This is a genomic window from Amycolatopsis sp. NPDC104819 (genome assembly GCF_055583145.1).
The window spans coordinates 398657-411061 of record NZ_JBVJON010000004.1 but is presented as its reverse complement, the minus strand read 5'-3'; the positions used below and the strand labels follow the sequence as shown (position 1 = coordinate 411061).

Genomic DNA, 12405 nt, shown 5'->3' with positions numbered 1-12405 from the left:
CCCCAGGACGACCGAAGGAAGGGAGGAAGAGAAGCCCTCCTGCGTGGCCCCCCCCCCCCCCCCCCTCCCCCCCCCCCCCACGCTCGCCCCCGGGGTGCAGCAGCCGCCGAGCGCGAGGGCTGATCGCAGAGCCGAACCGAAGGTCAAAAACTGCTACACGACCACCACCCAACCTCACCCGACCGTGGAAGATCAGCTCACCGACAGTGAGCGGCCACGCACCTTTCGGTATCCCCCGGCGAACCCGTACTGTGACAGGAGAGCCGGTCCCGGAGGTGAAACGTGTCGTCGCGCAATCCGTTGCGGTGGTTCGCCCGCTGGGCCGACTGGTTCGAAGGCCGGGGTGTCTACGTGCCCGGCGAGGAGAGCCGCGCGGTGGATCCCGTGCGGGATTTCGGCTGGTTGATGGCCGCCTGGGTGTTCGGGGTGGCGATCTTCATCCTGTTGTTCGCCCTCGCCGTTTAAGTGGCATGTCGGGAGTGATTGTCACCACCCGTGCCGTTCCGGTCACGGATTGGCCACGGGGCGGCACCAGGTGCGCGACAACCCCCCGTGTTGCCTCGTAACCACGCGCGATCACGGCCAGAGTGGAGCGGGTTCGCCCGGCACGCCCCCGATGCCGAACGGCCACCCCCGAACACCCCGACTGGAGTACCCGCGATGGCGCTCGCGCGCACGTGCAAGATCATGTTCACCACAGGACTGCTTTCCCTGGCGGTGGCGTGCGGGGTCCCGGCGGCTCAGGAAGGCACCGCGGCGCTCGGCGCGGGCGGCGGTCCCGCGGGCGCCAGCGCGGCGCAGGCGGGCAACGACCTCAAGTTCGGCGCCGACCACCGGTTCACCAGCGGCCTCACCATCTCCGTCGGCTCGCCCCAGTCGTTCAAGCCCAGCACGTCGGCGTACCCGCAGAGCCCGCGCGGCGCGGCCTTCGACGTCCAGCTGACCAACAACGGCGCGACGACGTACAAGCTCTCGGGCCTCACCGTCAGCGCCACCTCCGCCGGGTCCACGGTCAAGCAGGTCGTCGACACGACGCAGGGTTTCACCGGCATCACCGACGCGGGCAAGGACGTGCTGCCGGGCCGCTCGGTGCACGTCACGCTGGCCTTCGCGGTGCCGCAGGAGCAGACGCAGCTGCGCCTGCAGGTCCGGCCGAGCGCGACCGAGGCCATGGCGGTCACCTACTGCGGTCCCGCCTGACCTGTCGCGGCTAGGCTCGATGCCATGACCGAGCGCCTTTCCCCGGGTGACGACGCCCCGGACCTCACCCTGCCCGACAGCGAGGGCAAGGAGGTGTCGCTGCGCGACTTCCGCGGCCAGTCCGTCGTCGTGTACTTCTACCCGGCGGCGAGCACCCCGGGCTGCACGAAGCAGGCCTGCGACTTCCGCGACAACCTCGCCGAGCTGAACGACGCCGGCTACCAGGTCATCGGCGTTTCGCCGGACACGCAGGCGAAGCTCGCGAAGTTCGCCGAGAACGAGAAGCTGACCTTCCCGCTGCTGGGCGACCCGGAGAAGTCGGTCATCGAGGCCTGGGGCGCGTACGGCGAGAAGAAGAACTACGGCAAGACCTACCTCGGCGTGATCCGCTCGACCTTCGTCGTCGACCCGGACGGCAAGATCGCGCACGCCTTCTACAACGTCCGCGCGACCGGGCACGTGGCCAAGCTGATCCGCGACCTCGGCGTCGCCTCCTGATCACCGCCTGACCGCTCGCTCACCGGTTCCACACACCCTTTCGGGACGCTGCCTGGGCTACCCAAGGGAGGAACCTTGTTCCAGGCAACCACAATCCTCGCCGCCGTCACCCTGGCGGCGAGCCTCGGCGCACCACCGGCGCAGGCCGCCGACACCGTCGTCACGCACGATCTGGCGGTGTCGGCCGCCGAGCGTCAGGCCGTGCTCGACTACTGGACGCCCGAGCGCGTCGCCGCCATGCCGACCGGCCCGTCGGCACCCGGCACACCCCCGGCCGACGGCCCGGACGGCGCCGGGTTCGCCGCCGGCACCGCGGTCGACCGCACGATCGGCCGGCTGTTCTTCGTCGACCGCGGTGAGGACGAAAGCTGCACCGCGACGCTGGTCGCGGCGGCCAACCGGGCCACGATCGTCACCGCCGGGCACTGCGTGCACACGATGGACCTGATCGGCAACGATCCACAGTGGACGGACAAGCTGCTGTTCGTCCCCGGTTTCCGCGACAACACCCGGCCCTACGGCGAGTTCGTCGCGCGGACCGCGTTCGCCGACTCGACCTGGGTCACCGACGACCAGCAAAACGGCCACGACCAGGCGTTCCTCGTCCTCAACCCGGACGCGCACGGCCGCCGAGCCGCCGACGTCACGAAGGCCGCGCAGCCGCTCGGCATCGGCCTGCCCGGCAACCTCCCGGCGCAGGAGTTCGGGTACCCGCGAGCGGCGAAACAGCCCGGTCACCAGGGCCGCCCGGAGTTCACCGGGCAGCGCGTCGCGCACTGCTGGGGCACGCCGAAGGAGAACCCGGGCAACGCCGAAGTCGAGATGCCACGCGGCCAGTGGGGCGTGCCGTGCGACATGGGCGGCGGCTCCAGCGGCGGCCCGCGCCTGACGTCGTTCTCGGAGAAGACCGGCTACGGCGTGGTCGTCGGCGTCGACACCGAAGGCTGGTACCTCAGGCCTGACGGCGAACTCTGCCTCGACCAGACACCGGACTGCACGCGGTACCTCTTCGGCCCGCAGTTCACGGCGAAGATCACTGAGCCGCTGTACCGGCGGGCAGCCGCAGCGTGAACGTCGCGCCCTGACCGGGCACGGAAGCCGCGGTCGCGGTCCCGCCGTGGGCCTCCGCGAGCTTCCGGACGATCGCCAGCCCGAGGCCGCTGCCGCCGGTCCCCCGGGTGCGGGCCTTGTCGGCGCGCCAGAACCGGTCGAACACGTGCGGAAGGTCCTCGGCGGCGATCCCGGCGCCGGTGTCGGCGACCTCGATGACCACGTCGCCGTCGTCGAGACGCCCGCGCAGCACCACCGAACCGCCCTCGGGGGTGTGCCGGACGGCGTTGGACACGAGGTTGCCGACAGCCTGGCGCAGCCGCACCGGGTCGGCGGTCAGCACCAGCGAGGCGGGCGTCTCGACCGCAAGCGAGACGCCCGCCGGCCGGTGCGCGGCGGCGACCTGGGCCAGCAGGTGCGCCGCGTCGACCGGCTCCGGGTGCAGCCGCAGCGCGCCGGCGTCGGCGAGCGCGAGGTCCTGCAGGTCGTCGACGATGTGCTGCAGGTGGACGGCCTCTTCGAGCAGCGAGTCGATGAGCTCGTCGTCGAGTGTGCTGATGCCGTCCTGGGTCGCTTCGAGCCAGCCGCGGATGTTGCTCAACGGCGTGCGCAGCTCGTGCGCGATGTCGCTGACCATCGCCTTGCGCGTCTCTTCCAGGCGTTCCCGGCTGGCCGACATGGCGTTGAACGCGGTGCCGAGCCGGGCGATCTCGTCGCCCCCGCGCACCTTCACCTGCGCGCCGGTCTCGCCCGCCTCCATCCGCTGCGCCGCGCCGGTGAGCGCGCGCAGCGGCCGGATCAGGCGGAGCCCGGCGAACACGGTGACCAGCAGCGTCAGCAGCAGGATGCCGCCCGCGACCTGGAAGAGCCGGACCTGGTTCTCCGGCGACAGCGTGAACCCCGCGGGCGGCTCGCCCGAGGGCGCGGTGAGGTAGAGCGACGCGGCCGGCGCGACGAACGGCGTCAGCTGCTCCCGGCGCGCCGCGTTCACGCACGACTGCGTGGCCTGCTCGGACTCCTCGGCCGCGACGCCCTTGTGCACCCACGTGAAGTCGAGCAGCACCTGGACCTGGGCCAGCGGCTTCGACTCGGGCCCGCGGTTGAGACACGCGTTGACCAGCGTCGACAGCTGGTCCAGCGCCTTCTGCTCGGTCTTCGTCGGCAGGCTGAGCGTGCTGCCGTTGCAGGAGGACAGCACAAACGGGTCGGCGCCCTCGATCCGCGGGTGCCCGCCCGGCGACGTCTCGACCGTGCCTGCCCCCGAGCGGCCCTGGACGCACCGCAGCACGCGCTGGGCGAGCGCGCCGAGGTACGCGCGGTCGGCGTCGGGGAGCGCGTACGGGCCGACCGCGTCCGGGTCGATCCGGTCGGCGGTGGTGTCCTGCCCCAGCCCCGAGTCGACCGACAGCGGGTCGACGACGATCGACGGCCGCAGCGGCAGCGGCCTGCCGTCCGTGGCGGAGTCGACGACCGGGGTGCCGTCGGTGAGCGTCAGGGCGACCCGGCGGCCGGTGGTCGCGGCGGTGCCGCGGACCTGGTCGGCGACACCGCGCCAGTCCGGGTGGGTCGCGGCGTACTTCAGCAGCCCGCGGTAGATGTTCCCGTCGTCGGCCAGCGCCTGGCCCTGCTCCTGCCGGATGGCGCCGGACGTCGTGCGCGCGGCGAGCCACGCGGTCGCGGCGATCGAGGCCACCGCGACCAGCGCGGACAGCACGAACAACCGCAGGAGGAGGCTACGGCGCATCGGCGCCCGCGGTCAGCTTGTACCCGACGCCGTAGACGGTCAGCAGCCGCGCCGGGCGCCGCGGCCGGTCCTCGATCTTCTTGCGCAGGTTCATCACGTGCACGTCGATCGCGCGCTGGGTGATGTAGCGGTCGAAGCCGTGCAGGTGCTCCAGGAGCTGGCCGCGGGTGAAGACCCGCTCGGGCTGGGTCGCCATCAGCTCCAGCAGCCGGAACTCCCCCGGTGTGCAGTCGATCGCCCGGCCGTCGACGGTCACCTGGTGCCGCACGGGGTCGACGGTCAGCGTGCCCACCCTCGTCGTGCCGCCGGGGCGCGCCGGGGCGGTGCGGCGCAGCAGCGTCCGGATCCGCGCCATCAGCTCGCGCGGGCTGAACGGCTTGGTGACGTAGTCGTCGGCGCCGAGGTCGAGCCCCGCGAGCAGATCGTCCTCTGTGGACCGCGCGGTGAGCATCAGCACCGGAAGGTCGGACTCGGCCCGCACCACGCGGCAGATCTCGAGACCGTCCACGCCGGGCAGCATCACGTCGAGCACGAGCAGGTCCGGCGGGTGCCGGCGGACCAGGTCGAGCGCGGCCACGCCGTCGCCGACGACGACCACCGTGTGCCGCTCCCGCTCGAGGTAGCGCCGGACGAGTTCGGCCTGCTTGACGTCGTCCTCGGCCAGCACGATGTGGGCGCACATGATCCCGAATATAGGCGCGGCTACCGGAAGACCACGGTTTCCTGACCGGTCCCTGACATTCCGCTGCGAGCGTGACGCCATGAGATCGACCCGATCGGGTGGCCGGTGGGCGGCCGTCACCGTCGTGGTGGTCGCCGTGCTGGGCGCGAGTGCGTTCTTCGTGCTCGACCACGGCCGCGGGACGGCTCCCGCCGCCGCGCCGCCGCCCGCCGTCACCACCGTCGCCGTGCGCAAGACGGACCTGGCGAACACCCAGTCGTTCACCGGCACCCTCGGGTTCGGCACGCCGGCGCCGCTGAAGGGCGGCGGAGCCGGGACCGTGACCAAACTGCCCGCGGTCGGCGACGTCGCGCAGCGCGGAATGGCGCTGTACTCGGTGGACGGACGGCCGGTGCCGGTCTTTTTCGGCGACACCCCGCTGTTCCGCAAGCTCGACAACCCGGACCTCACCGGGCCGGACGTCGACGTCGTCGCGGCCAACCTGAAGGCGCTCGGTTACGCCGTGGGTCACCCGAAAGCGTTCACGTTTGCCGAAACCCTGAAGAAGTGGCAGAAGAAGGCCGGGCTCGACGAAACCGGAACCCTCGACGTCGGGCAGGTCGCCGTCCTGCCCGGGCCGGAGCGGGTCAACTCCGTGACCGCCCAGCCCGGCGACCCGGTCGCCGGACCGCTGCTCACGGTCACGCCGACGGTGAAGGTCGTGGTCGCGCCGGTGTCCGCTTCGGACGTCGCGGCGATCAAGACGGGCGCGCCGGTGACGGTGGTCCGGCCGGACGGCGCGGCGGTCCCCGGCAAGGTGACGTCCGTGAGCACGGACGTCACGGGCACCCCCGAAGGCGGGCCGCAGGGGCCGCCCAAGGTGAACGTCACGGTCGGCCCGGACGACCCGAAGGCCGTCGCCGACCTCGATTCGGCGTCCGTCGAGGTGCGGATCGCCACCGAGACGCACGCGGGAGTGCTCGCGGTGCCGGTCGGCGCGCTGCTGGCGTTGCGCGAAGGCGGGTACGCCGTGCAACTGCCGGACGGGACGCTGAAGCCGGTCAAGACCGGGATGTTCGCGCGGGACCTCGTCGAGGTCAGCGGCGCGGGGATCACCGAAGGCCTGCAGGTGGTGACGACGTCGTGACGCCGGTCCTGGCCCTGCGCGGGGTCGGCAAGCGCTACCCCGGTGACGTCGTCGCGCTCGACGACGTCACCCTGACTGTGTCCGACGGCGAGCTGCTGGCGATCACCGGGCCGTCCGGCTCCGGGAAGTCGACGTTGCTGCACATCGCCGGCACGCTCGACCGGCCGACGTCCGGAACGGTTTCCCTGGGCGGTGACGACGTCACGACGTTGTCCGACCGCGCGGTGTCGGCGCTGCGGGGGCGCCGGCTGGGGTTCGTGTTCCAGCAGTTCCACCTCACCGACGGACTGTCCGCAGTGGACAACGTGGCGACCGGCCTGCTGTACGCGGGTGTGCCGCGCCGCCTTCGCCGTCCGATGGCGCTGGAGGCGCTCGGCCGGGTCGGGCTCGCGCACCGCGTCTCGCACCGGCCACACGAGCTCTCCGGCGGCGAACGCCAGCGTGTCGCGATCGCCCGCGCCGTCGTCAACAGCCCCGCGCTGGTGCTGGCCGACGAGCCGACCGGCGCCCTGGACACCACGAACGGCGAGGCCGTGCTCGACCTGCTGACCGGCCTGCACGCCGAGGGCACGACAATCGCCGTCATCACGCACGACCGGGACATCGCCGCCCGGCTGCCGCGGCGCGTCGAGTTCCGCGACGGCCGGATCGTCGGGGATTCGGCGTGACGCCCGCCGACGTGCTCGGCCTGGGCCTGCTGGGGGTCCGGACCCGGCCGCTGCGGGCGGTGCTGTCCGCGCTCGGGATCGCTCTCGGCATCGCGACGCTGATCGTGGTCACCGGCATCCCAGCGTCGAGCCAGGCGGCGCTGCTCGACCGGCTGACCGCGCTCGGCACGAACATGCTGCGCGCCGAACCGCAGCCGAACCAGACCCCGCCGGTGGTGCTGCCGGAGTCGGCGGTGGGCAGTGTCCGGCGGATCGGGCCGGTGACCACGGCGGCGGCCGTCGCGAACACACACGCCGTCGTCCGCCGGTCCGACCACGTCGACCCCCAGGACGGCTCGGGACTCGCGGTGCTGGCCGCGTCACCCGGCCTGCTGGACGCTCTCAACGGGACAGTCCAATCAGGACGCTTCGACGACGGCGCGCTGCCCCTGGTGACCCTCGGGTACGTCGCGGCATCGCGGCTCGGGATCCCGCGGGTCGTGCCGGGGCAGCCGCCGCCGGTCGTGCTGATCGGGACGACCTGGTACACCGTCGGCGGGGTGCTCGCGCCGATGCCGCTGGCGCCGGACGTCGAGCGCGCGGTGCTGGTCGGCTGGGACTCGGCCAAGCGGTTCCTGGGTTTCGACGGGCACCCGACGGTGGTGTACGTGAAGGCGCGCGAAGACGCGATCGGCGACGTCCGCGCGGTGCTGCCGGCGACGCTGAACCCCGCGTTGCCGGGTCTGGTCCAGGTGTCCCGGCCCTCGGACGCGCTGGCGGCGAAACAGGCGACGCAGACAGCGTTTTCGGCGCTGTTCCTCGGGCTGGCCGGCGTGGCACTGCTGGTCGGCGGGGTCGGCGTCGCGAACACGATGTTCGTCTCGGTGCTGGAACGCCGTCGTGAGATCGGCCTGCGCCGCGCGCTGGGCGCGACGCGCGGGAACATCCGCGACCAGTTCCTCACCGAAGCCGTGGCGCTGTCGGGCCTCGGCGGCTTCGCGGGGACGGTGCTGGGGGTGCTGGGCACGCTGGGATACGTGACGTACCAGGGGTGGCCACCGGTGATCCCGGTCCCGGCGGTCGCGGGCGGCGTGCTCGGGGCGCTCGTCGTCGGGGTGCTGGCGGGGTTGCACCCGTCGCTGCGGGCCGCGCGGATGCCGCCGACGCAGGCGCTGGCATGAGTCGCTCACGGCGTGCTCACGAGTTCCTGAAAAGCGCCGGTCATGCTGGCGCCATGGCACTTCGCTGGTTGCTCCTCCCCGCCGTGGCCCTCGGTCTGGCCGCGTGTTCCGCACCCCCGCCCGCCGCGCCGCAGGTGGCTTCGCTGTCGACGCCTTCGTCGTCGTCCACCTCGGTCACCCCGTCGACGGACGCGGACGGCGGCCGCCCCCGCCACCGCGTCGACGAGACGGCGGAGGAGTCCCAGCGCCTGATCGAGCCGTGGCGCACGTGCATGAAGGACCACGGCGCGGACGTCGACACCCAGCCGAACAGCATCGAAGGCGCGAAGAAGTGGAGCGCCGACCACAAGGACGCGGGTGACGCGTGCCGTTCGAAGCTGCCGCTGCTGCCGTGGGGCATGGACCGCGAGAACCCGGCGTACCAGGACAACATGCACAAGTGGGTCCAGTGCATGAACGACAAGGGCATGCACGTGGTCGAGACCCCGGACAACGACGAGTCGCCGTGGACGTACTCGAGCGACTCCCAGCCGCCCAACGCGGACAAGATCGAACACGACTGCGAAGTGGCGATCCTCGGCCCGAGCGACAAGTGACCCGAGCGGGTCTAGCCCTCCGCCAGCTCCCGCAAGGCCGGCAACAACGCCCGCAAAGCCCGCCCCCGGTGGGAAACCGCGTCCTTCTCCGCCGGCTCCAGCTCCGCCGACGTCCGCGACTCCCCGTCCGGCTGGAAGATCGGGTCGTACCCGAACCCGTTCGTCCCCCGCCGCGCGCGCACCATCGTCCCGCGCCATTCGCCGCGGACCACCGTCTCCTCGCCGGACACCAACACGAACGCCGCCGCGCAGACGAACTGCGCTCCCCGGCGCTCGTCGGGAACATCCCCGAGCTGCCCCAGCACCAGCTCCAGGTTCGCCTCGTCGTCGCCGTGCCGGCCCGACCACCGGGCCGACAGCACCCCCGGCATCCCGTTCAACGCGTCGATCGCGATGCCCGAGTCGTCAGCGATGGCGGGCAGCCCGCACGCCGCCACGGCGTCCCGGGCCTTCGCCACCGCATTGCCCTCGAAGTCCGGCGCGGTCTCCGGGGCCTCCGGGAACGAAGGCACGTCCGCGAGACCGATGACCTCCAGCCCGGAGATCCCTTCCGCGGCAAGGATCCGCCGCAGCTCGCCGAGCTTCTTCTCGTTCCGCGTGGCCAGAAGCAGCTTCGTCACTTCGAGCCCTTCTTCTTGTCCGGACGCGGCTCCGGCAGCTCGCCCGGGTACGGCAGCGCCAGCGCCTCGTTCTGCAGGCGGGTCAGCTCTTCGCAACCCGCCTGGGCCAGGTCGAGCATCTTGTCCAATGTGGACCGGGCGAAGGTCGCGCCCTCGCCGGTGCCCTGGACCTCGATCAGGGTGCCCGCGTCCGTCGCCACCACGTTCATGTCGACCTCGGCGCGCGAGTCCTCCTCGTACGGCAGGTCGAGGCGCACCCGGCCGTCGACCACGCCGACGCTCACCGCCGCCACCGACGACGACAGCGGCTGCGGGTCGTTGAGGCGGTTCGCCGCGCCCAGCCACGTGATCGCGTCCGCCAGCGCCACGTACCCGCCGGTCACCGCGGCCGTGCGCGTGCCGCCGTCGGCCTGGATGACGTCGCAGTCGATGACGATCGTGTTCTCGCCCAGCGCCGCCAGGTCGATGCAGGCGCGCAGCGAACGGCCGATCAGCCGTGAGATCTCGTGGGTGCGGCCACCGATGCGGCCCTTCACCGACTCGCGGTCACCGCGGGTGTTGGTCGCGGACGGCAGCATCGCGTACTCGGCCGTCACCCAGCCGAGGCCCGAACCGGCCCGCCAGCGCGGCACCCCTTCGGTGACGCTCGCCGCGCACAGCACCCGCGTGTTGCCGAATTCGATCAGCACCGACCCGGCAGGCCACTGCTGGAAGCCCCGCGTGATCTTGATGTCCCGGAGCTGGTCGTCGTTCCTGCCATCTTTTCGAGCCACGTGAGCACTCTAGAACCGGGCGTTCACACGTCGTAGACGGCACCCTGCTTGACGACCTCGGCCCCGGGGAACTCGGCCGACGCCTCGGCCAGCACCGCGCCCGCGTCCGTCCACGGCGCGATGTGCGTCAGCAGCAGGCGGCCGACGCCGGCGTCGCGCGCCAGCTCGCCGGCCTGCCTGCCGGACAGGTGCACCCCGGCCGGGCGCTCGGCCGAGTCCGTCCACGACGCCTCGGCGAGCAGCAGGTCGACACCGTCGGCGAGCTCGTTCAGCGCCCGGCACGGCCCGGTGTCGCCGGTGAAGGCGAGGATCCGGCCGCCGTAGGAGAGGCGCACGCCGAACGCCGGCGTCGGGTGGTCGACCTCGACCGCGACGACCTCGAACGGCCCGATCCGGAACGGCTCCGCCCGCAGCGGGTGGAACGCGTAGACGTCCGAGAGGTCCGTGACGGCCCGCTCGGTCTCGTTCGGCGCGTACGCGTTCGCGAGCCGGACCGGCGCGTCCGGCGGCGCGTACAGCGGCAGCAGCCGCGGGCGCGCCGGGTACGGCGGCGCCGGGTGGTAGCGCCGCAGGACGGTGAGCGCGCTGACGTCGGCGCAGTGGTCGGGGTGCAGGTGCGTGAGCACGAGCGCGTCCAGGTCGAACGGGTCGGCCACGGCCTGCAGCTGCGCCAGCGTGCCGTTGCCCAGTTCGAGGCCGAGCAGGAAGCCCTCGGCCTCGACCAGGTAACCGGACGCGGCGGTGTTCGGCCCGGGGATGCTGCCGGAGCACCCGAGGATGGTCAGTCGCACGTCGCCACCCTAAGCGCCGGAAGGTCTCATCACGCGGTGGTGGGAGCGAGGACACCCGGGGCGAACCCCATGAACCGCTGGGCGAGCCGGGTGAACGGCTCGGCCGAGCCGGTGGCGAGGAACTCGTGCCGCGGCGGGGTGTCCCTGGTCGTCAGCAGGTCCTGCTCGGTGAGGACGCGCACGAGGTCCTTCGCCGTCTCCTCGGCGCTCGAGACGAGCGTGACCTCCTGGCCCATCACGATCTGCAGCACCCCCTGCAGGAGCGGGTAGTGCGTGCAACCGAGCACGAGCGTGTCGACCTCGGCGTCGAGCAACGGCTGGAGGTAGCCCTGCGCGAGCCCGAGCACCTGGCGGCCGGAGGTGATGCCACGCTCGACGAAGTCGACGAACCGCGGGCAGGCGACGCTGGTGAGCGTGATGCCCGGCGCCGCGGCGAACGCGTCTTCGTAGGCGCGCGAGCGCACGGTGCCTTCGGTGCCGATCACCCCGACCCGGCCGGTGTGCGTGGCGACGACGGCGCGGCGCGCGGCGGGCAGGACGACCTCGATCACCGGGACGTCGTAGCGCTCGCGAGCGTCACGCAGGCAGGCCGCGGACGCGGTGTTGCAGGCGATGACCAGTGCCTTCACGCCACTCTCGACGAGTTCGTCGAAGGCCGCGAGCGCGTAGCTGCGGGCGGTGGCGATCGGGAGCGGGCCGTACGGGTTGTGCGCGGTGTCGCCGACGTAGCGGAGCTGCTCGGCGGGCAGCTGCTCGAGGATCGCCCTCGCGACCGTCAGCCCGCCGACGCCGGAATCGAACACGCCGATCGGGGCATCAGCGGGCGGGGACGTCACACCCCGAGGTTACCCGGGGCCGCGGGCTCCGTTTTCGCGGACTTGCCGGTGCGGCTGGTCAGCCAGGCCGCGAGGACCCCGGCCAGCGCGCCGAACACGTGCCCCTGCCAGGAGACGCCGGGGTTGCCCGGCAGCAGCCCGGCCAGCATCCCGCTCCACACGCCCAGCAGGACGACGGCGACCAGGATCTGGCCCGCCGCGCGGTTGAAGATGCCGCGGACCAGCAGGTAGGCGAGCCAGCCGAAGGCCAGCCCCGACGCGCCGACGGTCACCGTGTCCGACGGCCCGGCCAGCCACACCCCGAGCCCGGACAGCACCCAGATGATGGCCGTGACCAGCGCGAACCGGCCGATCCCGGCCGCCATCGCGAGGAAGGAGAACACCAGCACGGGCACCGTGTTCGCGAACAGGTGCGACCAGCCGGCGTGCAGCACCGGCGCGAACAGGACGCCGTCCAGTCCGGAGAGCTTGCGGGAGATGATGCCGCCCTGGTCGAGGTCGCCGGGCAGGATCACGTCCACCAGCTCGACCAGGTACAGCACGACGACGAACGACAGCGCCACGAGCGCGGCCGCCTTCGGTTTCGGCGGCAGCACGCGCTTGCGGACGTCGGATTCCGGGGCCGGGTTCACGGGCAAGGTGCTCACGTCTTCGAGGCTAC

Annotated in this window: 15 protein-coding genes; 8 read left to right on the top strand and 7 right to left on the bottom strand. The window is 72.5% G+C overall.

The features are described 5' to 3' along the window. The first annotated feature begins 282 nt into the window (after positions 1–282). The 4 genes from ACZ63E_RS14790 to ACZ63E_RS14775 all read left to right on the top strand — a co-directional run bounded on the left by ACZ63E_RS14790 (position 283) and on the right by ACZ63E_RS14775 (position 2769). A complete protein-coding gene (locus tag ACZ63E_RS14790; protein ID WP_465303057.1) occupies positions 283–465 on the top strand; it encodes a hypothetical protein in 183 nt (60 codons plus the stop codon). A gap of 195 nt (positions 466–660) precedes the next feature. Beyond that, positions 661–1200 (top strand): hypothetical protein, encoded by a 540-nt coding sequence (locus tag ACZ63E_RS14785; RefSeq protein WP_465336434.1) that lies wholly within the window; start codon positions 661–663, stop codon positions 1198–1200. Between the two features lie 24 nt (positions 1201–1224). After that, positions 1225–1698 carry a thioredoxin-dependent thiol peroxidase gene (bcp, locus tag ACZ63E_RS14780; protein ID WP_465336433.1) on the top strand — a complete coding sequence of 158 codons (474 nt, stop codon included), beginning with the start codon at positions 1225–1227 and terminating at the stop codon, positions 1696–1698. Positions 1699–1773: 75 nt separating this feature from the next. Next, on the top strand, positions 1774–2769 hold the full coding sequence (locus ACZ63E_RS14775; RefSeq protein WP_465336432.1) for a trypsin-like serine peptidase: 996 nt from the start codon (positions 1774–1776) through the stop codon (positions 2767–2769). Here the strand turns inward: ACZ63E_RS14775 and ACZ63E_RS14770 are convergent. Continuing rightward, positions 2732–4492 carry a sensor histidine kinase gene (locus ACZ63E_RS14770; protein ID WP_465336431.1) on the bottom strand — a complete coding sequence of 587 codons (1761 nt, stop codon included), beginning with the start codon at positions 4490–4492 and terminating at the stop codon, positions 2732–2734. The genes ACZ63E_RS14775 and ACZ63E_RS14770 overlap by 38 nt on opposite strands. Continuing rightward, a complete protein-coding gene (locus ACZ63E_RS14765; protein ID WP_465336430.1) occupies positions 4482–5174 on the bottom strand; it encodes a response regulator transcription factor in 693 nt (230 codons plus the stop codon). Before ACZ63E_RS14765 ends, ACZ63E_RS14770 begins: the two co-directional genes overlap by 11 nt. Positions 5175–5253: 79 nt before the next feature. On the opposite strand from ACZ63E_RS14765, the gene ACZ63E_RS14760 reads away from it, so the two are divergent. From ACZ63E_RS14760 to ACZ63E_RS14745, 4 genes are read left to right on the top strand one after another with little or no spacing between them, the layout of a single operon-like run. Further along, positions 5254–6300: an efflux RND transporter periplasmic adaptor subunit gene (locus ACZ63E_RS14760; RefSeq protein ID WP_465336429.1), complete on the top strand. Its 1047-nt coding sequence runs from the start codon at positions 5254–5256 to the stop codon at positions 6298–6300. After that, positions 6297–6968 (top strand): ABC transporter ATP-binding protein, encoded by a 672-nt coding sequence (locus ACZ63E_RS14755; protein ID WP_465303043.1) that lies wholly within the window; start codon positions 6297–6299, stop codon positions 6966–6968. Before ACZ63E_RS14760 ends, ACZ63E_RS14755 begins: the two co-directional genes overlap by 4 nt. Beyond that, positions 6965–8128, top strand: a complete 1164-nt coding sequence (locus tag ACZ63E_RS14750) for an ABC transporter permease (protein ID WP_465336428.1) — start codon at positions 6965–6967, stop codon at positions 8126–8128. Before ACZ63E_RS14755 ends, ACZ63E_RS14750 begins: the two co-directional genes overlap by 4 nt. A gap of 53 nt (positions 8129–8181) precedes the next feature. Next, positions 8182–8724: a hypothetical protein gene (locus tag ACZ63E_RS14745; RefSeq protein ID WP_465336427.1), complete on the top strand. Its 543-nt coding sequence runs from the start codon at positions 8182–8184 to the stop codon at positions 8722–8724. Between the two features lie 11 nt (positions 8725–8735). Here the strand turns inward: ACZ63E_RS14745 and rdgB are convergent, their stop codons facing one another. Genes rdgB through ACZ63E_RS14720 form a run of 5 tightly spaced genes read right to left on the bottom strand, consistent with a single transcriptional unit; the run spans position 8736 to position 12391 of the window. Continuing rightward, positions 8736–9344 (bottom strand): RdgB/HAM1 family non-canonical purine NTP pyrophosphatase, encoded by a 609-nt coding sequence (rdgB, locus tag ACZ63E_RS14740; RefSeq protein WP_465336426.1) that lies wholly within the window; start codon positions 9342–9344, stop codon positions 8736–8738. After that, positions 9341–10117, bottom strand: a complete 777-nt coding sequence (gene rph, locus ACZ63E_RS14735) for a ribonuclease PH (protein ID WP_155541338.1) — start codon at positions 10115–10117, stop codon at positions 9341–9343. The genes rdgB and rph overlap by 4 nt, the downstream gene beginning before the upstream one ends. A 23-nt stretch (positions 10118–10140) precedes the next feature. Beyond that, the gene (locus ACZ63E_RS14730) at positions 10141–10908 is read right to left on the bottom strand and encodes an MBL fold metallo-hydrolase (protein ID WP_465336425.1); all 768 of its coding nucleotides are present in this window, start codon (positions 10906–10908) and stop codon (positions 10141–10143) included. Positions 10909–10937: 29 nt separating this feature from the next. Beyond that, complete coding sequence (gene murI / locus ACZ63E_RS14725) at positions 10938–11744, bottom strand: glutamate racemase (RefSeq protein WP_465336424.1); 807 nt, start codon at positions 11742–11744, stop codon at positions 10938–10940. After that, a complete protein-coding gene (locus ACZ63E_RS14720; RefSeq protein WP_465336423.1) occupies positions 11741–12391 on the bottom strand; it encodes a rhomboid family protein in 651 nt (216 codons plus the stop codon). Before ACZ63E_RS14720 ends, murI begins: the two co-directional genes overlap by 4 nt. Between the last annotated feature and the right edge of the window lie 14 nt (positions 12392–12405).

Bases quoted from the DNA above. Each gene is read 5' to 3' on its own strand.
- ACZ63E_RS14765 (WP_465336430.1), bottom strand. From the start codon at position 5,174: ATGTGCGCCCACATCGTGCTGGCCGAGGACGACGTCAAGCAGGCCGAA.
- ACZ63E_RS14785 (WP_465336434.1), top strand. From the start codon at position 661: ATGGCGCTCGCGCGCACGTGCAAGATCATGTTCACCACAGGACTGCTT.
- bcp (WP_465336433.1), top strand. From the start codon at position 1,225: ATGACCGAGCGCCTTTCCCCGGGTGACGACGCCCCGGACCTCACCCTG.
- ACZ63E_RS14760 (WP_465336429.1), top strand. From the start codon at position 5,254: ATGAGATCGACCCGATCGGGTGGCCGGTGGGCGGCCGTCACCGTCGTG.
- ACZ63E_RS14770 (WP_465336431.1), bottom strand. From the start codon at position 4,492: ATGCGCCGTAGCCTCCTCCTGCGGTTGTTCGTGCTGTCCGCGCTGGTC.
- ACZ63E_RS14745 (WP_465336427.1), top strand. From the start codon at position 8,182: ATGGCACTTCGCTGGTTGCTCCTCCCCGCCGTGGCCCTCGGTCTGGCC.